The sequence below is a fragment of the Streptomyces sp. NRRL S-340 genome, from assembly GCF_000720185.1.
Lineage (GTDB): Bacteria > Actinomycetota > Actinomycetes > Streptomycetales > Streptomycetaceae > Streptomyces.
In genome coordinates this window covers 148,054-170,140 of record NZ_JOIY01000015.1, presented here as the reverse complement: position 1 = coordinate 170,140, position 22,087 = coordinate 148,054, and the positions used below count along the sequence as shown (strand labels likewise).

The window sequence follows — 22,087 nt, the reverse complement described above, 5'->3', positions numbered from 1 at the left end:
GCGTGGCGACGCTCAGGGTTAAGTGATCAGTGGTGGCCGTGGCCGCTCGTGATCTCCTTGTACTCCTCGACGGTCGGCTTCGCGATCTGGCTGTCCTCACCGAAGTACGCGTTGCTGAGCTTGGCGCGCAGCTTCTCCGTACCTCCGACCTTGCGCTCGACACCGTTCTCGTCGACCGTCGGGCCGATCTCGGCCGGCTCGTACTGGTGGTGGGCCGTGAGGGTGTACAGCTGCTCCTGGCTGAGCGGCTCGTGGACCTCGATGAACTCACCGTGCGGCAGGCGCTTGATGATGCCGGACTCGCGGCCGTGCAGCACCTTGTCCTTGTCCCGGCGCTGCAGGCCGAGGCAGATCCGCTTCGTGACGACGAAGGTGACGATCGGCACCAGGAAGAACGCGATGCGCACGAACCAGGTGATCGCGTTGATCGACAGGTGGAAGTGGGTGGCCCACAGGTCGTTTCCACCACCGACCAGCAGCACGAAGTACCAGGCGATCCACGCGGCACCGAAGGCCGTACGGGTCGGGACGTTGCGCGGGCGGTCCAGGATGTGGTGCTCGCGCCGGTCGCCGGTGACCCAGGACTCGATGAACGGGTACAGCGCGATGACCGCGAGGACCACACCGAAGAGCACCAGCGGGATGAACACGCCCAGGACCAGCGTGTGGCCCCAGAAGTTGATCTCCCAGCCGGGCATCGCGCGGATGAGGCCCTCGGCCATGCCCATGTACCAGTCGGGCTGGGCGCCGGTGGACACCTGGTCCGGACGGTAGGGGCCGATGGCCCAGACCGGGTTGATCTGCGCGATCGCCGCGATGGCCGCGATGGCACCGAAGACCAGGAAGAAGAAGCCTCCGGCCTTGGCCATGTAGACCGGCAGCAGCGGCATGCCGACGACGTTGTTGTTGGTCTTGCCGGGGCCCGCGAACTGCGTGTGCTTGTGGTAGAAGACCAGGATCAGGTGGCCGACGACCAGGCCGAGCATGATGCCCGGCAGCAGCAGGATGTGGATCGAGTAGAACCGCGCCACGAAGTCGTGACCGGGGAACTCGCCGCCGAAGAGGAAGTACGAGATGTACGTGCCGACGATCGGCACGGACAGGATCGCGCCCTCCATGAAGCGGACACCGGTGCCGGACAGCAGGTCGTCCGGGAGCGAGTAACCGGTGAAACCGGTGAACATGCCCAGGACGAACAGCAGGAAGCCGAACATCCAGTTGACCTCACGCGGCTTGCGGAACGCGCCGGTGAAGAACACACGCATCATGTGCACGAACATGCCCGCGAGGAAGATCAGCGCGGCCCAGTGGTGGATCTGCCGGATGAGCAGACCACCGCGCACCTCGAAGGAGATGTGCAGGGTCGAGTTGAACGCCTCGCTCATCAGCTGTCCCTGGAGCGGGACGTAGCTGCCGTGGTAGACCACCTCGTTCATCGACGGGTGGAAGAACAGCGTCAGATACACACCCGTGAGGATGATGATCAGGAAGCTGTAGAGGCAGACCTCACCCAGCATGAACGACCAGTGGTCGGGGAAGATCTTGCGCATGTTGGCCTTGGCCAGGCTGTAGATGCCCAGCCGGCCGTCGGCCCAGTCGGCGAGCTTCTCGCCGGCCGGTGCCTTCCCGCGCGAGCGGGTCGGGTTGCTCGCTGAAGTACTCATCCGCGCTCCCAGAATGCAGGACCGACGGGCTCCTCGAAGTCGCCGAGCGCCTCGAGGTACCCCTCGCTGTCCACGCCGATGCGCAGCTGCGGCAGGGCGTGACCGGCCGGGCCGAAGATGACTCGGGCGCCGTCGGAGAGGTCGAAGGTGGACTGGTGGCACGGGCACAGCACGTGGTGCGTCTGCTGCTCGTACAGGGAGATCGGGCAACCGACGTGGGTGCAGATCTTCGAATAGGCCACGACACCCTGGTGCGACCACTCCAGCTCGCGCTTGTCCTTGATGTTGTCCGGCTGCAGCCGGACGATCATCAGGGCCGCCTTGGCGATCTCCTGCTGGAACTCCTCGCTCGTCTCCTCCAGGCCGTCGGGCTTGGCGAAGGTGAGCGAGCCGACGGCGATGTCCTCGGGACGCATCGGCTGGTTGGTGTTCATGTTGACCAGGCGCTTGCCCTTCGCCCACATGGTGTGGCGAAGCGATTCCTTGGGCAGCGGGCCCAGGTCGCGCAGCAGGAACAGCCCGGACAGCGGCACCAGCGTGAGGGCACCCAGCATGGTGTTGCGGATCAGCGGGCGGCGGCCGATCGCGGACTCCTTGGCACCCTGCTTGAAGTCCGCGTGGACCTTCGCACGGACCTCGGGGGACGCCTCGATCGGGTGACGCTCGTCGGCGACCTCCGCGTCCGACATCAGGGTGCGGGCCCAGTGGACCGCGCCCGCGCCGATGCAGAACAGCGCCACGCCCAGCGTCAGACCCAGCGCGAAGTTCATCGCGCTGATGTGCCCGATCGGGAAGACGTAGATCGACTTGTCGTTCGGGATGGTCACGTACGAGGCGATGAAGCCCACGGTGGCCAGCATCGACACCGTGAACATCAGGGCGACGGCGCGCTCGGACCGCCTGGCGGCCCGCTCGTCGATGTCCTGGATCCGGTGCTCGTGGGGCGGCAGGCCCGGGTCGGCGAACGGGTTCTTGTCGTCCGCGACCCCTACGGCGCCGTGCGCCGTGCCCTGCTCGGCAGGCAGGTTCTCTTCTGGAATGTCTTGGCTACTCATGACTTCTTGGCCTTTGCGGTCCGGGCGGCGACCCACACGGCGACGGCGATCAGGGCGCCCAGCCCGAAGATCCAGCCGAACAGACCCTCACTGACCGGCCCGAGGCCGCCCAGTTCCAGACCGCCGGGGTTCTCCGTCTGGTCGCCGTTGACCGCGTTCAGGTACGCGATGATGTCCTTCTTGTTCTTCTGGGACATCGTGGTGTCGGGGAACGACGGCATGTTCTGCGGGCCGGTCTGCATGGCCTCGTAGATGTGCTTCGGGTCGACGCCCTCGAGGTCCGGCGCGAACTTGCCGTGCGTGAGCGCACCGCCCTTGCCGGTGATGTTGTGGCACTGGGCGCAGTTGGTGCGGAACAGCTCACCGCCCTTGGCGATGTCCGCGCCCTGGGGGCTGTACTCGTTCTTCGTGGGCACGGCCGGGCCGGCACCCAGGGAGGCGATGTACGCCGCCAGCTGGTCGATCTCGGCCTGGGTGTAGATGACCTTCTTGCGCGGGACCTGAGCGCCCGGCTGCTGGGCCGGCATACGGCCGGTGCCGACCTGGAAGTCGACTGCGGCGGCGCCCACGCCCACCAGGGTCGGACCGTCAGTGGTGCCCTGACCACCGGTGCCGTGGCAGCTTGCGCAGCCGACCTGGTAGAGCTTCTTGCCCTCCTCGATGGTGAGGGACTGAGCGGAGTCGTCGGCCTTCGCCTTGCTCGCGGGCGCGAACGCGGTGTACAGCCCCCCCGTGGCCGCCAGCGCGAGAAGGAGGACGACGACCGCCGCCAGCGGATGGCGTCGTCGTGCGGAGAGCTTTTTCACGGATTACCCCGGTGTCAGGATCTTCTGCGTCGATGCTTTGCGGACTTGGATCGGTTCGTCGGCTACTTGATCAGGTAGATCGTGGCGAAGAGGCCGATCCAGACGACATCGACGAAGTGCCAGTAGTAGGACACGACGATGGCCGCGGTCGCCTGCTCGTGGGTGAACCTCCGGGCCGCGTAGGTACGGCCGAGGACCAGCAGGAAGGCGATGAGACCGCCTGTCACGTGCAGCCCGTGGAAGCCGGTGGTCAGGTAGAACACCGAGCCGTACGGGTCGGAGGACAGGGAGAGCCCGTCCTCCTTCACCAGGCTGGTGTACTCGTAGATCTGACCGCCGATGAAGATCGCACCCATGATGAAGGTGACGATGAACCAGCCCCGGAGCTTCTTCACGTCACCGCGCTCGGCGGCGAAGACGCCGAGCTGGCAGGTGAGTGAGGAGAGCACCAGGATCGTGGTGTTCGCCGACGAGAAGGGGACGTTGAGGTGGTCCGCCATCTCCTTCCAGTGCGCCGGACCCGTCACCGATCGCAGGGTGAAGTACATCGCGAAGAGGGCCGCGAAGAACATCAGCTCGGAACTCAGCCAGATGATGGTTCCGACGCTGGTGAGGTTCGGCCGGTTGACCGACGGGTGCGCGTGCCCGGTTTCTACTGTCGTTGCTGTCGCCACGACCGACATTATGTCGGTCGCTTATCCCGCCCTCACTCCGGGGGGTGCCGTTCGGAGTGTCTGTGGGGTGTGTCCAGCCCGTATGGCCCATCGAAGGGGTGTTCAAGGCGGTGTTGACCGGGTCCGCGAGGGAGTAGCATCCGCGCCATCGGTACCCGGAAGTTCCGCACAATGCTGTGTCTTCTCAAGAGGCGTGGAGGAACAATGCAGGCGACCGCGACGGTCCTGGTCTACAGCGACGACGCCAACACCCGGGAGCAGGTGCGGTTGGCCACGGGCCGGCGGCCGGCCCAGGACGCGCCCGTGGTGGAGTTCGTGGAGTGCGCCACGCCCGCGGCGGTCCTGGCCGAACTGGACCGGGGCGGGATCGACGTCTGCGTCCTGGACGGCGAGGCCGTGCCGATGGGCGGCATGGGGATGTGCCGCCAGATCAAGGACGAGGTCTTCCGGTGCCCGCCGGTGCTGCTGCTCATCGGGCGGCCGCAGGACGCCTGGCTGGCCACCTGGAGCCGCGCGGACGCTGCGGTCACCCTTCCGGTGGAGCCGGTGGAGTTCGCCGCCGCACTGGCCGCGCTGCTGCGCAAGCCCGCGCTGGTGTAGGAGCGGCGGCTCCGGGCGGCCCGCTGCCCAGCGGGCGCGGGCCGTCCCGGACCGGCGGTCTCAGAGGCTCTGGGGGCTCAGCCGCGCCTGGTTCCCCTGCGGGGCGGCCGACCGGGTCCCGGAGGCCAGGGCGCTGCCCTGGAGCCACTTCTGCCAGGACAGGTTCCAGTCGCCGATGCCGTTGTCGAACAGCTCCATCGGATCGCCCTTGGAGTTGACGACCTGGACGACGTCGCCCTCGTGGATGTTGTCGAAGAACCACTTGGCGTTCGGCGTGCTCATGCCGGTGCAGCCGTGGCTGACGTTGGCGCTGCCCTGGGAGCCGACGGACCAGGGGGCGGCGTGCACGAACTCGCCGCTCCAGGTGACCCGGGTGGCGTAGTACACCGGCAGGTCGTAGGAGTCCGAGGAGCCCGCGGCGATGCCGACGGTGGTGCTCTTCATCCGCACGAAGTACTGCTTGGCGAGTACCACCTTGACGCCGTTGCGGGTCTCGAATCCGGGCTTGCCGGTGGTGACGGGGATCTCCTTGATCTTCTCGTCGTTCCGGTAGACCGTCAGCCGGTGCGTGGCCGCGTCCGTGACGGCGACGACCCGGTCCCCGGTGGTGACGGTCAGCGGCTTGGCGGTGCCGCCGTACAGCTGGTCGCCGATGCGGATGTCCTGGAGGGTGCTGTGCACCTGGATGGTGGCGTTCGCGGGCCAGTAGTCCTTGGGCCGGTAGTGGAGCTGCTTGTCGTCCACCCAGTACCAGGAGCCCTGCACGGCGGGCGTGGACACCACCTGGAGACCTCGCTCCACGACGGCGCGCTGCGCCTTGTCCTTCACGGGCTGGTCCAGTTCGGCCACGATGGGCTCGCCGACGCCGTAGGTGCCCGCCTCCGGGCCGAACGTGACGTTCAGGCGCTTGGTGGTCGCGGGCTTGCTGGTGTCGAAGCCGACGACCTTGCGGCCGGGTGCGCCGTCGTCGTTCTCGGTGCTCACCGTGAGGGTGTAGTGGGCGCCGGCGGCCAGTGGTGAGGTGCTGTGCCAGCGGCTGCCGTCGGCGGCGAGTTCACCCGAGACGTGCCGCCCTGTGGCGTCCACGGCGGTGACGTCCGTGATGCGCCCCTCGGAGCCCGAGGCGGTGACCACCAGGGGTTTTTCCGGGTCGGCCTTCTTGCCGGCCTCCGTGAGGCCGCTGAAGGAGATCTGGTCCGCCGCGTCGTAGGGGTCGGCGGCCAGGGGGTTGTCGTCCGCACCGCAGGCGGTGACGCCCGCGCCGAGGGCGACCACCAGAAGAGTGCAGCTGACACCGGCCTTTGCGCCCCGCGAGAACAGTGTGGTGCTCATGGCAGCACGCTAAGGAGCTTCGTCAACTCCGGCACGGTGGGTCGTCCGTCCGGGGGATGCCGGTACGACAAAAAGAGGGAACCCGGGCACTCGTCCGATGGAGTGCCCGGGTTCCCCGGTGTTCAGTCTGTGCTACTGGGTGCGGTTCTCACCGCGGTAGTACTCGAAGACCCAGCCGAGCAGCGCGAGGAAGACGATCGGCGCTCCGAAGTACAGCAGCCACCAGCCGAGGGCAACGCCCAGGAAGGCCAGCGCGCCACCGACGCCGAGGGCGAGCGGCTGCCAGCTGTGCGGGCTGAAGAAGCCCAGCTCACCGGCGTCGTCCGCGACATCGGCCTCCTTGTTGTCCTGAGCGCCCGCGTCGACCCGCTTGGCCGTGAAGCCGAGGTAGAAGCCGACCATGATGCTCAGGCCGAAGGAGAGGAAGAGGGCCGTGGTGCCGGCCGGCTCCTTCGACCACACGCCATAGACGATCGCCATGACGAGCAGGAAGGCGCTCAGCCAGATGAACATCTTGCCCTGGATCTTCACTTGCCGGCCTCCTTGCCGCCGGCGACGGCAGCCTTCTCGGAGCCCCCGTGACCGGCGTTCTCGAGCTGGTCGAGCGCGGCGATCTCCGGGTGGTGCAGGTCGAACGCCGGGGATTCGCTGCGGATCCGCGGCAGGGTGAGGAAGTTGTGCCGCGGCGGCGGGCAGGAGGTCGCCCACTCCAGGGAGCGGCCGTAACCCCACGGGTCGTCCATGTTGACCGGCTTGCCGTACTTGGCCGTCTTCCACACGTTGTAGAAGAACGGCAGGATCGACAGGCCGAGCAGGAAGGAGAAGATCGTCGACACCGTGTTCAGCGCGGTGAAGCCGTCGGCCGCCAGGTAGTCGGGGATGCGTCGCGGCATGCCCTCGGTACCCAGCCAGTGCTGCACCAGGAAGGTGCCGTGGAAGCCGATGAACAGCATCCAGAAGGTCATCTTGCCCAGACGCTCGTCGAGCATCTTGCCGGTGAACTTCGGCCACCAGAAGTGGAAGCCGGAGAACATCGCGAAGACGACCGTGCCGAAGACCACGTAGTGGAAGTGCGCCACCACGAAGTACGAGTCGGAGATGTGGAAGTCCAGCGGCGGCGCGGCCAGGATGACACCGGTCAGACCACCGAAGGTGAAGGTGATCAGGAAGCCGGTCGCCCACAGCATGGGCGTCTCGAAGGACAGGCTGCCCTTCCACATCGTGCCGATCCAGTTGAAGAACTTCACACCGGTCGGGACCGCGATCAGGAAGGTCATGAAGGAGAAGAACGGCAGCAGCACACCACCGGTGACGTACATGTGGTGGGCCCACACCGTCACGGACAGACCCGCGATGGAGATCGTGGCACCGATCAGACCCATGTAGCCGAACATCGGCTTGCGGGAGAAGACCGGGATGACCTCACTGATGATGCCGAAGAACGGCAGCGCGATGATGTACACCTCTGGATGGCCGAAGAACCAGAAGAGGTGTTGCCAGAGCAGGGCTCCGCCGTTCGCCGCGTCGAAGACGTGGGCACCGAACTTGCGGTCCGCCTCCAGGGCGAACAGCGCGGCGGCCAGCACCGGGAAGGCGAGCAGGACCAGCACCGCGGTCAGCAGCACGTTCCAGGTGAAGATCGGCATGCGGAACATGGTCATGCCGGGCGCGCGCATGCAGATGATCGTGGTGATGAAGTTGACCGAGCCGAGGATCGTGCCGAAGCCGGAGAAGGCCAGACCCATGATCCACATGTCGCCGCCGATACCCGGCGAGTGCACCGCGTCGGACAGCGGCGCGTAGGCGAACCAGCCGAAGTCGGCCGCACCCTGCGGGGTGAGGAAGCCGCCCACCGCGATCAGCGAGCCGAACAGGTACAGCCAGTAGGCGAACATGTTCAGCCGCGGGAACGCCACGTCCGGGGCGCCGATCTGCAGCGGCATGATCCAGTTCGTGAAGCCGGCGAACAGCGGCGTCGCGAACATCAGCAGCATGATCGTGCCGTGCATCGTGAACGCCTGGTTGAACTGCTCGTTCGACATGAGCTGCAGGCCCGGCCGGGCCAGCTCGGCACGCATCAGCAGCGCCATCACGCCACCGATGCAGAAGAACGCGAACGACGTCACCAGATACAGCGTGCCGATCGTCTTGTGGTCGGTGGTCGTCAGCCACTTCACCACCACGTTCCCGGGTTGCTTGCGCCGGACCGGCAGCTCGCTCTCGTAAGAGCCCTCAGCCGCCGCGGCACCCTGGGGTTCGTTGAGGATGCTCACAGGTTGTTCGTCTCCCGGTTCTTCTCGTGGCTCGTCTGCGCGATGCCGGCGGGAACGTAACCGGTCTGCCCCTTCTTAGCGAGGTCCTTGAGGTGCTGCTCGTAACGGTCCGGCGAGACGACCTTCACGTTGAACAGCATCCGGGAGTGGTCCTGGCCGCAGAGCTCGGCGCACTTGCCCCGGAAGGTGCCCTCCTGGTTGGGGGTCACCTGGAAGGAGTTGGTGTGGCCGGGGATGACGTCCATCTTCATCAGGAACGGCAGCACCCAGAAGGAGTGGTTGACGTCCCGTGAGGTGAGGATGAAGCGGACGGTCTTGCCCTTGGGCAGCCACAGGGTCGGACCCGGGTTGCCGTTCTGCGGGTTCCGCGTGGCCGGCGTACCGAAGTCGTAGACACCGCCGGCCTTCGCCGGGAAGTCCTTCTTGAACCGGTCCGGGATGGCCAGCAGGTTCTTGTCGGTCTTCGCGTCACCCGCCGAACCGGCGACGGGAGCGACGTAGTTGAAGGCCCAGCTCCACTGGTAGCCGACGACGTTGACCGTGACGTCGGGCTTCTTGGATTCGTCGAGGAGCTTCGACTCGTCGCGGGCCGTGAAGTAGAAGAGCACCGAGACGATGATGAGCGGGACCACCGTGTACAGGGCCTCGATGGGCATGTTGTACCGGGTCTGCGGAGGTACCTCGACCTTGGTGCGGCTGCGCCGGTGGAAGAAAGCACTCCACAGGATCAGACCCCACACCAGCACGCCGACCGCGATCGCGGCCGCCCAGGACCCCTGCCACAGCGAGAGGATCCGCGGAGCCTCTTCCGTGGCCGGGGTGGGCATACCCAGCCGGGGGAAGTCCTTGTATGTGCAACCGGTCGCGGTCGCCAGGACCAGGCCCGCAGTCAGTGCCTGCAGCAGCTTCCGCCGCATCGGGCGCCGCGGCGAGCGGTCGGAGCCGTTGGGACTCACGTAGCGCCTTCCCGAGAGTCTCGCCCGCGCGGTTGGCTGCGGCCTGCCTTCTCGCTGGTCGGTCGCCGCCCTGCGTCGGGCAGGGGTTTGGATGTTTATGCGGACCAAACCCTACTGGACGCCTTCCGGCGGGTCGCGGGGAGGGGTGCCCAACGCGCCGCGGGTCACGCCGACGGGTGGGATGCCCCGAAGTGGCGTGCTTTGGCCGGGCGAGTCGTGGCCCCCTCCGGCCCGCGGGTACGCCGTTCGTGGTGGCCAGGGGCCGTGCGGGGATTCCCGCGCCCCGCGGCGCAGCCGCACGCCGGGCGCTGTCGCGCGCCCCCGCGGAGCGCTTAGCGTGAGCACGTGTCCTACTTCGACGCTGCTTCCGCCGTCCCCCTGCACCCCGTCGCCCGGCAGGCGCTGCTCGCCTCGCTCGACGAGGGGTGGGCCGATCCCGCCCGCCTCCACAAGGAGGGCAGGCGGGCGCGGTTGCTGCTGGACGCGGCCCGGGAGGCGGCGGCCGGTGCGGTGGGGTGCCGGCCCGACGAGCTGGTGTTCACCTCGTCCGGCACCCAGGCGGTGCACACCGGTGTCGCGGGGGCGCTGGCCGGCCGGCGCCGGGTCGGACGTCACCTGATCGTGTCATCCGTCGAACACTCCTCGGTGCTCCATTCGGCCGAGGCGCACGAGGCGGACGGCGGGACGACCACCCGGGTCGCGGTCGACCGGGGCGGTGCGGTGAGCGCCGCGTCGTACGAGCGGGCGCTGCGCGCGGACACCGCCCTCGCCTGTCTGCAGTCGGCCAACCACGAGGTCGGCACCGAACAGCCGGTCGCCGAGGTGGCCGAGGTGTGCCGGGCGGCCGGTGTGCCGCTGCTGGTGGACGCGGCCCAGTCGCTGGGCTGGGGGCCGGTGGGCGGCGGCTGGTCGCTGCTGACGGCGAGCGCGCACAAGTGGGGCGGGCCGCCCGGGGTCGGACTGCTCGTGGTGCGCAAGGGGGTGCGGTTCGCGCTGCGCGGCCCGGTGGACGAGCGGGAGTCGGGCCGGGCGGCGGGGTTCGGGAACCTCCCGGCGATCGTGGCCGCGGCGGCTTCGCTGCGGGCGGTGCGGGCGGAGGCGGCGGCTGAGGCGGTACGGCTGCGGGAGCTGACCGAGCGGATCCGGGCCCGGGTGCCGCGGTCGGTGCCCGACGTGGAGGTGGTGGGCGACCCGGTCCGCCGGCTGCCGGGGGTCGTCACCTTCTCCTGTCTCTATGTCGACGGGGAGACCCTGCTGCACGAGCTGGACCGCGAGGGCTTCTCGGTCTCGTCCGGCTCCTCCTGCACCAGCAGCACCCTGACCCCCAGTCATGTGCTGAAGGCGATGGGGGTGCTGAGCGAGGGCAACGTCCGGGTGTCGCTGCCCGCCGGGACGCCGGAGGAGGACGTCGAGCGGTTCCTGTCGGTGCTGCCGGGCGTGGTGGCGGGCGTACGGGAGAAGCTGGGCGCGCCGCCCGCGCCCGGGACGGCCGCGCGGCCGGGGGAGCTGGTCCTCGACACCCTGGGCAAGCGCTGCCCGCTCCCGGTGATCGAGCTGGCGAAGGTGATCGGGGACGTTCCGGTCGGCGGCACGGTCCGCGTGCTGGCGGACGACGAGGCCGCGCGCCTGGACATCCCGGCCTGGTGCGAGATGCGGGGTCAGGAGTACGCCGGGGAGGAACCGGCGGAGCGGGGTACGGCCTACCTCGTCCGCCGGATCTCCTGACGCGTCTGGCCGGCTCGACGGCCTGACGGACCGTCTCAGGCGAGGTGGGCCCTGACCTCGCGGGCCGCCTCGTCGCCGTACGCCTTCGTGAAGCGCTCCATGAAGTGGGCGCGGCGCAGCTGGTACTCCTGGGTGCCGACGGTCTCGATGACCAAGGTGGCGAGCATGCAGCCGACCTGGGCGGCGCGTTCCAGGGAGACGCCCCAGGCCAGGCCGGAGAGGAACCCGGCGCGGAAGGCGTCGCCGACGCCGGTCGGGTCGGCCTTGCGGTCCTCGTCCGGGCAGCCGACCTCGATCGGGTCCTCGCCGGACCGCTCGATGCGCACGCCGCGCGAGCCGAGGGTGGTCACCCGGTGGCCGACGCGGTCGAGGATCTCGGCGTCGCTCCAGCCGGTCTTGGTCTCGATGAGGCCCTTCTCGTACTCGTTCGAGAACAGGTACGTGGCGCCGTCCAGCAGTATCCGGATCTCGTCGCCGTTCATCCGGGCGATCTGCTGGGAGAAGTCGGCGGCGAACGGGATGGACCGCGAGCGGCACTCCTCGGTGTGCCGCAGCATCGCCTCCGGGTCGTCGGCGCCGATCAGCACCAGGTCCAGGCCGCCGACACGGTCCGCGACGGTCTTCAGTTCGATGAGGCGGGCCTCGCTCATCGCACCGGTGTAGAAGGAGCCGATCTGGTTGTGGTCGGCGTCGGTGGTGCACACGAAACGGGCCGTGTGCAGGGTCTCGGAGATGCGTACGGAGGCGGTGTCGACGCCGTGGCGGTCCAGCCAGGCGCGGTACTCGCCGAAGTCGGCGCCCGCGGCACCGACCAGCACCGGACGGGTGCCGAGCTGGCCCATGCCGAAGGCGATGTTGGCGCCGACCCCGCCGCGCCGCACGTCCAGCTGGTCGACCAGGAAGGAGAGCGAGACCGTGTGCAGCTGGTCCGCGACGAGCTGGTCGGCGAAGCGGCCGGGGAAGGTCATGAGGTGGTCGGTGGCGATGGAGCCGGTGACTGCGATGCGCACGGCGTGGACGCTCCTGGTGGGCGGAGGGACGGACAGTTCACGCTACCCGTTCCGCACAGAGCGCTGAAGCGGGCGAAACTACCCGATAGTAGATCTTTCTCGGCGGGGTGTGACGTGCTTACGGTTCGGTCATGACGAACCACGAGGTCCATGCTGCCCCCGCCCCCGCCGACCTGGACGGTGATCTGGCGTCGCTGCGCGGTGACTGTGCCCGGATGGCCCCGCGCTGGTCGGCGCCGGACCGGAAGTCCGGGCCGGAGGGGCCGGGGACGGTGTCCGCCGCCCGGATCCACGGCGTGTCGGTACCGGACTCGTCCGCCCGGCTGCTGGAGTCGATGTCCGACTACGGGGACTGAGCGCGGCGCGCCCGGAGCCGGCGGACGCGGCCGGGCCGTCCTGGGGCGGCGCGCTTCGGCGGCCGGGGAGGGGTCCGGCCGTGAGCGGGCGGACGGGCGGGCGGACGGGCGGCCATCAGAGCGGCCCGGCCGTCCGTGAGCGGTCCGGCGGTCCGGCGGTCCAGTTCGGTGAGCGGCCCGGAAGGGCAGCCGCCGTCCGTGGGCTGCCGGCCGTCCGTCGGCGGTCCGGCCGTCGCGCGGTCCGTGGGCGAGGTGCGGTGGGCGGCGGGTGGAACCGGGCGCTCCTCCCGTGCGTCCCATCGCTGTCCTCCGTAGGGGGACGCGGGACACGACCCGTCGGCCTGCTGACTTTGTCAGGGCCGGGTCAGGGTCACCGGGACGGCTGCGCAGTCGAAGGAGCGATGCGGTGAACACCGAGCGACCCGACCACGAGGACGCGGTGGAGACGGCGACGGCGGGGTCCGCGGGGACTGCCCGGGACGCGGGCGCGCCCGGCGGCGCCGGACCCGCCGGGAAATCCTCGGGGCGCGCCGCCGAGGCGCCTGAGAGCGGAGCCCCGGAGAACGGCGCCCCTGGGAACGGTGCCCAGGAGAAGGGGACGCCGGCCGGCCCGGAGCGCGGTGCGGGCGGCGGGAGCGGAGGCGCGGGAAGCGGCGGCGAGCAGGGTGAGGGCGGCGACGGTGAGCCCGGCGGTGGCGGGCGTCCGGGGCGGGGGCGGTCGCCCCTGGTCGCCGCCTCGGTCGCGGCGGCCGTACTGCTGGTGGGCGGCGGCGGGGCGTACCTCTCCACGAGTGCCTCCGGCGCCTCCGGGGACCGTACGGACACGGCGGCGCCGGGCGGGCACGGCACTCCCCCGCCGCTCGTCCTGGACGACCACGTCCTGGCCGCCACGAACACGGGAGCGGGCACGGGCGGGGGCGTGGGCGGCTCGGGCGGTGCCAACGGCATCGCCCCCGGGGAGCCCGACCCGTACGGCACCACGTACAAGGCCGTCGGCACACTGCCCGGTGGCCCCGGTTCGGCGCCGGTGTTCACGGCGCGGGGCGAGATCACCCGGGACGAGGCGGCCCGGCTCGCCGCGGCGCTCGGCATCACGGGCACGCCGGTGGCCGACGGGCAGGCGTGGCGGGTCGGCAACGTGAAGGACGGCGGCGGTCCGGTGCTGCGGATCGGCAGGTCGGCGCCGGGCACCTGGACGTTCGACCGGTACGCCCCGGGCACCGACGACTGCAAGGGCGTGGTGTGCGGGCACGACCCCGCCGCCCCCGCCGCGCACCCGGTGGGCGTGGCCGCCGCGCTGAAGGCGGCGGCGCCGGTGCTCAAGGCGGCCGGTCAGGACGACGCGAAGGTGGACGCGAGCCGGACCCAGGGCGCGCAGCGGGTGGTGAACGCCGATCCGGTGGTCGGCGGGCTGCCCACCCAGGGCTGGGCGACGAGCCTGATCCTGGACCCGCAGGGCGGGGTGATCGGCGGCAGCGGGCAGCTGGGGAGGCCGGTGAAGGGCGACACGTACCCCGTGCTGGACGCGCGCCGGACACTGGACCTGATGAACGCCGCGCCGGGCGCCGACCGCCGCACGGGCGTCGGCGGCTGCACCGGGCCGGTGCCGCTGAAGGACCGGCTGGAGACCCCGTGCGGCGCGTCCGGCCCCGGCAAGGGCACGCGGAACACGCTGACCGTCGAGAAGGCCGTGTTCGGACTGGCCGCGCACCCGTCCGGCGGGCGGCAGACGCTGGTGCCGTCCTGGCTGTTCCGGGTGCGGGGGGCGGCCGGGCAGGACGCCTTCACGGTGACGTACCCGGCCGTCGACCCGAAGTACCTGGCCTCGTCGAGCGCGCCGGCCGGACAGGCCGAGCCGCGGCCCGGCGGATCGGACCCGTCCGGCCCCGCGGCCGGGACGGGTACGGCCGCTCCGGCCGTCCGCGAGGTGCGGCCGGCCGGTTACAGCGCCCACGGCAGGGACCTGACCGTGACCTTCGAGGGCGGCGTCTGCGCCGACTACCGGGTCTCGGCCCGGGAGGACTCCGGGCGGGTGACGGTCACGGTGACCGAGACGCCCTGGCGGGGCAAGGTCTGCATCATGATCGCCAAGGTGTTCCACCGGACCGTGCGCCTGGACCGGCCGCTGGACGGCCGGGCGGTGGTCGGGGCGGACGGCCGGGCGATCCCCTCCCGGGCGGCGGGTGCCGGACTGCCCCAGTCGGGGACGCCGGTGCGCTGAGCCGGGGCGGAGACGCACGGAAGGCGGCAGCCCTCGCGGGGGCTGCCGCCTTCCGTGCGTTTCCCGTCGCGCCGGGGCCGCGGCTCAGCTGAAGGAGTCGCCGCAGGCGCAGGAACCCGTGGCGTTCGGGTTGTCGATCGTGAAGCCCTGCTTCTCGATGGTGTCCACGAAGTCGACGGTGGCGCCGACGAGGTACGGGGCGCTCATGCGGTCCGTGACGACCTTGACACCGCCGAAGTCCTTCACCACGTCGCCGTCGAGCGAACGCTCGTCGAAGAAGAGCTGGTAGCGCAGGCCGGAGCAGCCGCCGGGCTGGACGGCGACCCGCAGGGCGAGGTCGTCGCGGCCTTCCTGGTCGAGCAGGGCCTTGACCTTCGACGCGGCGGCGTCGGTCAGGATGATGCCGTCGGTGACGGTGGTGGTCTCGTCCGATACGGACATCTACATCTCTCCCGGGTTGTACGGAGACTGCTTGCCGACGAGTGCAACCGGCAAGGCCGCGGATTCATTCCGGGCCGGGCACTTGATTGTTCTCTTGTCCATGCTCGCCCCCTTCATGCTCGCACACCCGCCGGGGACCGGGCAGGGCCCTGTGGACGGCCGGCCGCGGCGGTGGCGGCGCGCCGGCCCCGGGCCGTGGCGGTGCCGGGATTCACGTCACATCGACACGATGGACATCGTCAAAGTGACGTGAAGCGGTTATGATAGATAACGTCAATTCGACGAAAAGTAGAAAGGGTGCGTGTCGTGACCACCGCCCAGCCCCAGGAGCTCGACGTTCAGCCGACGCCCCTCGCCCTGCTGCTGCTCGGCCGCGAGGCCGACCCGAGGAGCGAGCGCGGCGTCGAGTGCCCCGGCGACCTCCCCGCCCCGTCCGACCCGGACCTGGTGGCACGCGCCCGCGCGGCCAAGGAGAAGCTCGGGGACAAGGTCTTCGTGCTCGGCCACCACTACCAGCGTGACGAGGTCATCCAGTTCGCCGACGTCACGGGCGACTCCTTCAAGCTGGCCCGGGACGCGGCGGCGCGGCCGGAGGCCGAGTACATCGTCTTCTGCGGTGTGCACTTCATGGCCGAGTCCGCGGACATCCTGACGAACGACGAGCAGAAGGTGGTCCTGCCGGACCTCGCCGCCGGCTGCTCGATGGCCGACATGGCGACGGCCGAGCAGGTCGCCGAGTGCTGGGACGTCCTGACCGAGGCGGGCGTCGCCGAGCAGGTCGTCCCCGTCTCCTACATGAACTCCTCGGCCGACATCAAGGCGTTCACCGGCCGGCACGGCGGCACCATCTGCACCTCGTCGAACGCGAAGCGGGCCCTGGAGTGGGCCTTCCAGCAGGGCGAGAAGGTGCTGTTCCTGCCCGACCAGCACCTGGGCCGCAACACCGCGGTGCGGGACATGGGGATGTCCCTGGACGACTGCGTCGTCTACAACCCGCACAAGCCGAACGGCGGGCTGAGCGCGGAGGAGCTGCGCGGCGCGAAGATGATCCTGTGGCGCGGCCACTGCTCGGTGCACGGCCGCTTCAGCCTGGACTCGGTGAACGACGTCCGCGCCCGCATCCCCGGCGTGAACGTCCTGGTCCACCCCGAGTGCAGGCACGAGGTGGTCTCCGCGGCGGACTACGTCGGCTCGACGGAGTACATCATCAAGGCGCTGGAGGCCGCCCCGGCCGGCTCCAAGTGGGCCATCGGCACGGAGCTGAACCTGGTCCGCCGCCTGGCGAACCGTTTCGCCCCCGAGGGCAAGGAGATCGTCTTCCTCGACAAGACGGTCTGCTTCTGCTCGACGATGAACCGCATCGACCTCCCCCACCTGGTCTGGGCCCTCGAATCCCTGGCCGAGGGCACCCTGGTCAACCGCATCGAGGTCGACAAGGAGACAGAGACTTACGCCAAGCTGGCGCTCGAGCGGATGCTGGCGCTGCCGTAAGAGCTGCGGGCGGGACCGGGATGTCCTCCGCCCGCAGGCGCCGAGCAGACACCGCACGGCGAACGGCCGGGCCTCCTGTACGGGAGTCCCGGCCGTTCGCCGTGCTGCCGCGTCACACGCCCGCGGGCTCCAGCTCCTCCGTCTCCCGCGCCGGCTGCCGCTTGGCCGCGCGCTTCTTCGCGCGGCGCTCCTTGCGCAGTTCCAGCATGGCGTAGAGCGTCGGGACCAGGAGCAGCGTGAGCAGGGTGGAGGTGATCAGGCCGCCGATCACGACCACCGCGAGCGGCTGGGCGATGAAGCCGCCCTGGCCGGTGACGCCCAGGGCCATCGGGAGCAGGGCGAAGATGGTCGCCAGGGCCGTCATGAGGATGGGGCGCAGACGGTGGCGCCCGCCTTCCACCACGGCCTCCACGACCCCGTACCCCTGCCTGCGGTACTGGTTGATGAGGTCGATCAGGACGATCGCGTTGGTGACCACGATGCCGACCAGCATCAGCATGCCGATCATCGCCGGGACGCCCAGCGGGGTGCCCGTGGCGATCAGCAGGCCGAGCGCGCCGGTGGCGGCGAACGGGATGGAGACCAGCAGGATCAGCGGCTGGGCCAGTGAGCGGAACGTCGCCACCAGCAGCATGAACACGATGGCGATGGCCGCCAGCAGGGCCAGGCCGAGGTTCTTGAACGCGTCGTTCTGGTCGGAGGTGACACCGCCGATCTCGGCCGTCGCGCCGGCCGGGAGGTCCAGCGCCTTGATCTTCGACTGGAGCTCGGTGCTGACGGCGCCGGTGTTGTCACCGGTCGGCTTGGCGGTGACGGTCGCCGCGCGCTGCCCGTCGATCCGGGTCAGGGAGACCGGGCCGTCGACCAGCTCGACGGTGGCGATGTCGCCGAGCCTGACCGGGCCGAGGCGCAGGTCGCGCAGCTGGGCCAGCGTCCTGGCCGGCTTCGCCGACTTGATCACGATGTCCCGCTCGGTGTCGTCCAGGACGGCCTTGCCGGCCGTGGTGCCCCGCACCGACTGGGCGACGGCCGCGCCGAGGGTCTGCTCGGTGAAGCCGGCCGCCGCAGCCTTGCTGTTCGCCCGCACGGAGACGCGCGGCACGCTCTGCGAGAGGTCGCTGGTGACGTCGCTGACGTCACCGAGCCCGGCGACCGCCTTGCGGACCTGCTCGGCGGCGGTGCGCAGGGACCGCGCGTCGGGCGCCTTCACGACGACCTTGAGGTCCTGGTCGCCGAAGCCGTCACCGGCGTTGACGGTGGTGGTGCCGATGCCGGACAGCTTGTGCAGCCCGGCCTCGATGTCCTTGCGGACGTCCTCGGCGGACGCGGAGTCCTCCAGCATCACCTGGTAGGAGGCGTGGTTGGCGTCCGTGGAGCCGCCGAAGGCCGCCAGGAAGCCGGAGGAGCCGACCGTCACCTGGTAGTCCTTGACGCCCTTGGTGCCGGCGAGCAGCTTCTCGACCTTCTTCGCCTGCGCGTCGGTGGCCGCCAGGCTGGTGCCCGGCTTCAGCTCCTGCTTGACGCTGAGCACCTTCTGGTCGCCGGGGTCGAAGAAGTTGGTCTTCAGCAGCGGGGCCAGGCCGAAGGTGCCGGCCAGCACGGCCACCGCGATCAGCACGCTGGTGAGGCGGCGGCGGGTGGCGAAGCGCAGGATGGGCACGTAGAAGCGCTGCAGGCGGCTGCTGGTCTCCTTCTCCTCCGCCTTGCGCCGGGCCTCCTCCGGGTCGGCCGGCATGTTCTTCGGGGCGCGCAGGAACCAGTACGACAGCACGGGCACGACCGTCAGCGACACCAGCAGGGAGGCCAGCAGGGCCACCGTGACGGTGATGCTGAACGGGCCGAACAGCTCGCCCACCAGCCCGCCGACCAGACCGATCGGCAGGAACACGGCGACCGTGGTGAGCGTCGAGGACGTCACCGCGCCGGCCACCTCGCGCACGGCGCCCAGGATCGCCTCGCGGCGCTCCTCGCCGTAGCCGAGGTGACGCCGGATGTTCTCCAGGACCACGATCGAGTCGTCGACGACGCGGCCGATGGCGATGGTCAGCGCGCCCAGCGTCAGGACGTTCAGCGACAGGTCGCGGGTCCACAGGACGATCAGGGTGACGACCACGGAGAGCGGGATGGAGACCGCCGTCACCAAAGTGGAGCGCAGCGACGCCAGGAAGAGCAGGATGACGAGGACGGCGAAGAGCAGACCGAGGGCGCCCTCGGTGGTCAGGCCCTCGATGGACTTGGAGACGGCCGGGCCCTGGTCGCTGACCGTGGTGATCTTGGCGTCGGAGCCGAGGTTCTTGCGCAGCTCGGGCAGCTTGTCCCTGACGGCGTCCGAGACGGCGACCGCGCTGCCGTCGTGGTCGAGGGTGACGGAGACGGCGAGGCTGGGCCGGCCGTCGGTGCGGGTGATGGAGTCGGCCTCGGCGGGCTGCTGGCGGACGGTGGCGACGTCGCCGAGGCGGACCGGCGCCTTGCCGGCGCGGTTGCCGCCCTGACCGGCGCCCCCGGCGACCATCAGGTCCTCGACCTGCCGCAGTGCGGTGAAGCCGCCGCCGACCTGCACGGTCCGGTTGGCGCCGTCCTCGTCGAAGGAACCGGCCGGGACGGTGGCGCCGCCGGCCTGGAGGGCCTGGGCCAGGTCGGCGGCGGTGAGACCCGCACGGGCGAGCTTCGCGTCGTCGGGGGTGACGGTGACCTGGAGGTCCCGCACACCGTCGACGGTGACCTGGCTGACGCCGTCGATGTTCTTCAGGGCCGGTACGACCGTCTTGTCGAGCTGGTCGGCGAGCGCCTGCTGGTCCTTGCCGGAGGTGACGGCGAGGACCACGGTGGGTATGTCGTCGGTGGACCCGGCGACGACCTGCGGGTCGACGTCGTCCGGGAGCAGGGCGCGCGAGCGGTTGACGGCCTGCTGGACGTTGGCGACCAGCTGCTGCGTGTCGTTGCCGTACTCGAAGGACGCCGTGATCACGGCGCTGCCCTCGCTCGCGGTGGCGGTGACGCCGGTGATGCCGTCGACGGCCTTGAGGTTGTTCTCCAGCGGTTCGACGACCTGCTTCTCCACCACGTCCGGGGAGGCACCCTGGTAGGGCGCGAGCACGGACACCACGGGAAGCTCGATGCTGGGCAGCAGCTGCTGTTTGAGCTGGGGGATCGCGATGGCCCCGAAGACGAGGGCGACGATCGAGATCAGTCCGATCAGGGCCCGTTGCGCGAGGCTGAATCTGGACAGCCAGGACATGGGTCAGGGTCTCTCTTCTGTGAGCGCCACAGTGGCAGGCGGAGCGGCAGGCGGAGCGGCACGGGCGCGCAGCGGCGCCCACCCCTACACCCTGGGGCACGGGCACCCGGTGATCCGTAGACCCCTGGTCCATTTCCGTACGGCACGCCTACTCCGGCCGCAGTACGCCCGGGCGGAGGGCGCTCCACCCGTGGATGTACCGGGGTGCGGCGGGCTCAGTCCACCCGGGGGCGGACCAGACCGGACTCGTAGGCGATGACGACGAGCTGGGCCCGGTCGCGCGCCCCCAGCTTGGACATGGCCCGGTTGACGTGGGTCTTCACGGTCAGCGGGCTGACCTGGAGGCGTTCGGCGATCTCGTCGTTGGAGTGGCCGCCGGCGACCTGGACGAGCACTTCGCGCTCGCGCCCGGTCAGCGCGTCCAGCCGGGCCGAGCGCACCGGGTCGCGGCCGTCGTCGGCGCCCTGCGCGAGGAAGCGGGCGATGAGGCCCTTGGTGGCCGCCGGGGACAGCAGCGCCTCCCCGCCGGCCGCGATCCGGATGGCGTTCAGCAGTTCCTCGGGTTCGCTGCCCTTGCCGAGGAAGCCGGAGGCGCCCGCACGCAGCGACTGCACGACGTAGTCGTCGACCTCGAAGGTGGTCAGGATGACCACGCGGACCTGGTCGAGGGCGGGGTCGGCGCTGATCAGGCGGGTGGCGGCGAGGCCGTCGGTGCCGGGCATGCGGATGTCCATCAGGACGACGTCGGCGCGCTGCTCCTTCGCCAGGCGGACCGCCTCGGCGCCCTCGCACGCCTCGCCGACCACCTCCATGTCGGGCTCGGAGTCGACGAGCACGCGGAAGGCGCTGCGCAGGAGTGCCTGGTCGTCGGCGAGCAGGACACGGATCGTCATGCGGTGTCCCCCTGGGGGCGGATGCGGGTGCGGGCGCACGTACCGGCGCGGCCGTCGGCACCGGTGCCGGTGCCGGTCCTCGTGCCGGTGCCGGGCTCGGTGCGGGTGCCGGTGTCGGTCCTGACGGGAAGGATCGCATGGACGCGGAAACCGCCGCCGTAGCGGGGGCCGGTGGTGAGGGTGCCGCGCACGGCGGTGACCCGCTCGCGCATGCCGAGCAGCCCGTGGCCGCCTCCGCCGACCGGAGGGACGCCGTCCGCGCCGGCGCCGTCGTCCAGGACGGTGATCTCCAGGTTCGGTCCGACCCGTACGACGCTGACCTCGGCCCTGGCCCGGCCGCCCGCGTGTTTCTGCACGTTGGTGAGGGCCTCCTGGACGATCCGGAACGCGGCGAGGTCCACGGCGGCGGGCAGGGCGGTGCCGTTGTCGGCGCGGGCGACCTCGACGTGCAGGCCCGCGCTGCGGAAGGTGCCGACGAGGTCGTCCAGCCGGTCCAGGCCGGGGGCGGGTTCGGTGGGGGCCTCGGGGTCGTCGGACTGGCGCAGCAGGCCGACGGTGGCGCGCAGTTCGTCCAGCGCGCAGCGGCCCGCCTCCCGGACGTGCGCGAGGGCCTCCTTGGCCTGGTCGGGGCGCTTGTCCATGACGTGGGCGGCGACACCGGCCTGCACGTTGACCAGGGCGATGTGGTGGGCGACGACGTCGTGCAGGTCACGGGCGATGCGCAGGCGCTCCTCGACGACCCGGCGGCGGGCCTCCTCCTCGCGGGTGCGTTCGGCGCGTTCGGCGCGCTCGCGGATGGCGCGGACGAAGGCGCGGCGGCTGCGGACGGCGTCGCCGCCCGCGGCGGCCATGCCGGTCCAGGCGAAGATGGCGAGATTCTCCTGGGCGTACCAGGGTTCGGGTCCGCCGAGCATGGCGGCGCCGGTCAGCACGGTCATGGTGGACAGGCCCAGGCGCCAGGTGGTGGGGCGGTCGGTGGCGGCGGCGACGGTGAACAGGGCGACGACGGCGGACATGGCGACCGGGGCGCGCGGGTCACCGGTGACGCATTCGACGAGCGAGACGGTGCCGGTGACGGCGAGGACGGTGCGCGGGACGCGGCGGCGCAGCACGAGGGCGGCGGCACCGAGGGCGATCAGGACCAGGCTGAGCGGCTCCGGTGTGCGCACCGCCCAGCTGACGCCGTGTTCCCCGCGCGGACCCACGAAGGAGCCGGCCACCATGCAGACCAGCACCCCCGCCGCGATGCCCGCGTCCAGTGCGAGGGGGTGCGCCGTGAGCCGGCTGCGGATGCGGTCGAGGGTCGTCACGTGTGCCAACGGTACGGGCTCGGGCGGTGCGGGAGCGGTGCC

At 70.6% G+C, this 22,087-nt stretch carries 18 protein-coding genes; 5 read left to right on the top strand and 13 right to left on the bottom strand.

The window, feature by feature from the left end:
- Positions 1 to 26: 26 nt before the first annotated feature.
- The 4 genes from IG64_RS14815 to IG64_RS14800 all read right to left on the bottom strand — a co-directional run bounded on the left by IG64_RS14815 (position 27) and on the right by IG64_RS14800 (position 4,208).
- Entirely contained in the window at positions 27 to 1,664 is a 1,638-nt protein-coding gene (locus IG64_RS14815; RefSeq protein ID WP_037855897.1) for a cytochrome b, read from the bottom strand.
- Entirely contained in the window at positions 1,661 to 2,719 is a 1,059-nt protein-coding gene (locus IG64_RS14810; protein WP_037855896.1) for a ubiquinol-cytochrome c reductase iron-sulfur subunit, read from the bottom strand. Before IG64_RS14810 ends, IG64_RS14815 begins: the two co-directional genes overlap by 4 nt.
- Positions 2,716 to 3,525 (bottom strand): c-type cytochrome, encoded by an 810-nt coding sequence (locus IG64_RS14805; RefSeq protein ID WP_037855895.1) that lies wholly within the window; start codon positions 3,523 to 3,525, stop codon positions 2,716 to 2,718. The genes IG64_RS14810 and IG64_RS14805 overlap by 4 nt, the downstream gene beginning before the upstream one ends.
- A 62-nt stretch (positions 3,526 to 3,587) precedes the next feature.
- The gene (locus IG64_RS14800; RefSeq protein WP_009188180.1) at positions 3,588 to 4,208 is read right to left on the bottom strand and encodes a cytochrome c oxidase subunit 3; all 621 of its coding nucleotides are present in this window, start codon (positions 4,206 to 4,208) and stop codon (positions 3,588 to 3,590) included.
- Positions 4,209 to 4,403: 195 nt separating this feature from the next.
- Here IG64_RS14800 and IG64_RS14795 point away from each other — a divergent pair, with 195 nt between their 5' ends.
- On the top strand, positions 4,404 to 4,799 hold the full coding sequence (locus IG64_RS14795) for a hypothetical protein (RefSeq protein WP_037855891.1): 396 nt from the start codon (positions 4,404 to 4,406) through the stop codon (positions 4,797 to 4,799).
- A 60-nt stretch (positions 4,800 to 4,859) separates the two neighbouring features.
- Here the strand turns inward: IG64_RS14795 and IG64_RS14790 are convergent, their stop codons facing one another.
- From IG64_RS14790 to coxB, 4 genes are all read right to left on the bottom strand, one after another.
- On the bottom strand, positions 4,860 to 6,131 hold the full coding sequence (locus tag IG64_RS14790; protein ID WP_037855889.1) for a L,D-transpeptidase: 1,272 nt from the start codon (positions 6,129 to 6,131) through the stop codon (positions 4,860 to 4,862).
- 132 nt (positions 6,132 to 6,263) lie between these two features.
- Positions 6,264 to 6,662, bottom strand: coding sequence for a cytochrome c oxidase subunit 4 (locus tag IG64_RS14785; protein WP_037855887.1), 399 nt, complete (start codon positions 6,660 to 6,662; stop codon positions 6,264 to 6,266).
- Entirely contained in the window at positions 6,659 to 8,404 is a 1,746-nt protein-coding gene (gene ctaD / locus IG64_RS14780; protein WP_037855886.1) for a cytochrome c oxidase subunit I, read from the bottom strand. Before ctaD ends, IG64_RS14785 begins: the two co-directional genes overlap by 4 nt.
- A complete protein-coding gene (coxB, locus tag IG64_RS14775; RefSeq protein ID WP_037855884.1) occupies positions 8,401 to 9,360 on the bottom strand; it encodes a cytochrome c oxidase subunit II in 960 nt (319 codons plus the stop codon). Before coxB ends, ctaD begins: the two co-directional genes overlap by 4 nt.
- Positions 9,361 to 9,705: 345 nt before the next feature.
- Here coxB and IG64_RS14770 point away from each other — a divergent pair, with 345 nt between their 5' ends.
- Entirely contained in the window at positions 9,706 to 11,085 is a 1,380-nt protein-coding gene (locus IG64_RS14770) for a cysteine desulfurase/sulfurtransferase TusA family protein (RefSeq protein WP_037855882.1), read from the top strand.
- A 35-nt stretch (positions 11,086 to 11,120) separates the two neighbouring features.
- On the opposite strand, the gene IG64_RS14765 is transcribed toward IG64_RS14770, so the two are convergent.
- Positions 11,121 to 12,095, bottom strand: coding sequence for a carbohydrate kinase family protein (locus IG64_RS14765; protein ID WP_037855881.1), 975 nt, complete (start codon positions 12,093 to 12,095; stop codon positions 11,121 to 11,123).
- 131 nt (positions 12,096 to 12,226) lie between these two features.
- Here IG64_RS14765 and IG64_RS14760 point away from each other — a divergent pair, with 131 nt between their 5' ends.
- Together IG64_RS14760 and IG64_RS14755 are read left to right on the top strand one after the other, a co-directional pair.
- Positions 12,227 to 12,451, top strand: coding sequence for a hypothetical protein (locus IG64_RS14760; protein WP_037855879.1), 225 nt, complete (start codon positions 12,227 to 12,229; stop codon positions 12,449 to 12,451).
- A gap of 406 nt (positions 12,452 to 12,857) precedes the next feature.
- Complete coding sequence (locus IG64_RS14755; protein WP_037855877.1) at positions 12,858 to 14,672, top strand: hypothetical protein; 1,815 nt, start codon at positions 12,858 to 12,860, stop codon at positions 14,670 to 14,672.
- A gap of 84 nt (positions 14,673 to 14,756) precedes the next feature.
- On the opposite strand, the gene erpA is transcribed toward IG64_RS14755, so the two are convergent.
- Entirely contained in the window at positions 14,757 to 15,113 is a 357-nt protein-coding gene (gene erpA / locus IG64_RS14750) for an iron-sulfur cluster insertion protein ErpA (RefSeq protein WP_037855876.1), read from the bottom strand.
- 306 nt (positions 15,114 to 15,419) lie between these two features.
- Between erpA and nadA the strand changes: the two genes are divergently transcribed.
- A complete protein-coding gene (gene nadA, locus IG64_RS14745) occupies positions 15,420 to 16,604 on the top strand; it encodes a quinolinate synthase NadA (protein WP_037855959.1) in 1,185 nt (394 codons plus the stop codon).
- Positions 16,605 to 16,716: 112 nt separating this feature from the next.
- Here nadA and IG64_RS14740 read toward each other — a convergent pair whose 3' ends face one another.
- The 3 genes from IG64_RS14740 to IG64_RS14730 all read right to left on the bottom strand — a co-directional run bounded on the left by IG64_RS14740 (position 16,717) and on the right by IG64_RS14730 (position 22,045).
- Complete coding sequence (locus IG64_RS14740) at positions 16,717 to 19,842, bottom strand: efflux RND transporter permease subunit (protein WP_037855873.1); 3,126 nt, start codon at positions 19,840 to 19,842, stop codon at positions 16,717 to 16,719.
- Between the two features lie 215 nt (positions 19,843 to 20,057).
- Positions 20,058 to 20,735 carry a response regulator gene (locus tag IG64_RS14735; protein ID WP_037855872.1) on the bottom strand — a complete coding sequence of 226 codons (678 nt, stop codon included), beginning with the start codon at positions 20,733 to 20,735 and terminating at the stop codon, positions 20,058 to 20,060.
- Positions 20,732 to 22,045 carry a sensor histidine kinase gene (locus tag IG64_RS14730; protein WP_234438516.1) on the bottom strand — a complete coding sequence of 438 codons (1,314 nt, stop codon included), beginning with the start codon at positions 22,043 to 22,045 and terminating at the stop codon, positions 20,732 to 20,734. The genes IG64_RS14735 and IG64_RS14730 overlap by 4 nt, the downstream gene beginning before the upstream one ends.
- Between the last annotated feature and the right edge of the window lie 42 nt (positions 22,046 to 22,087).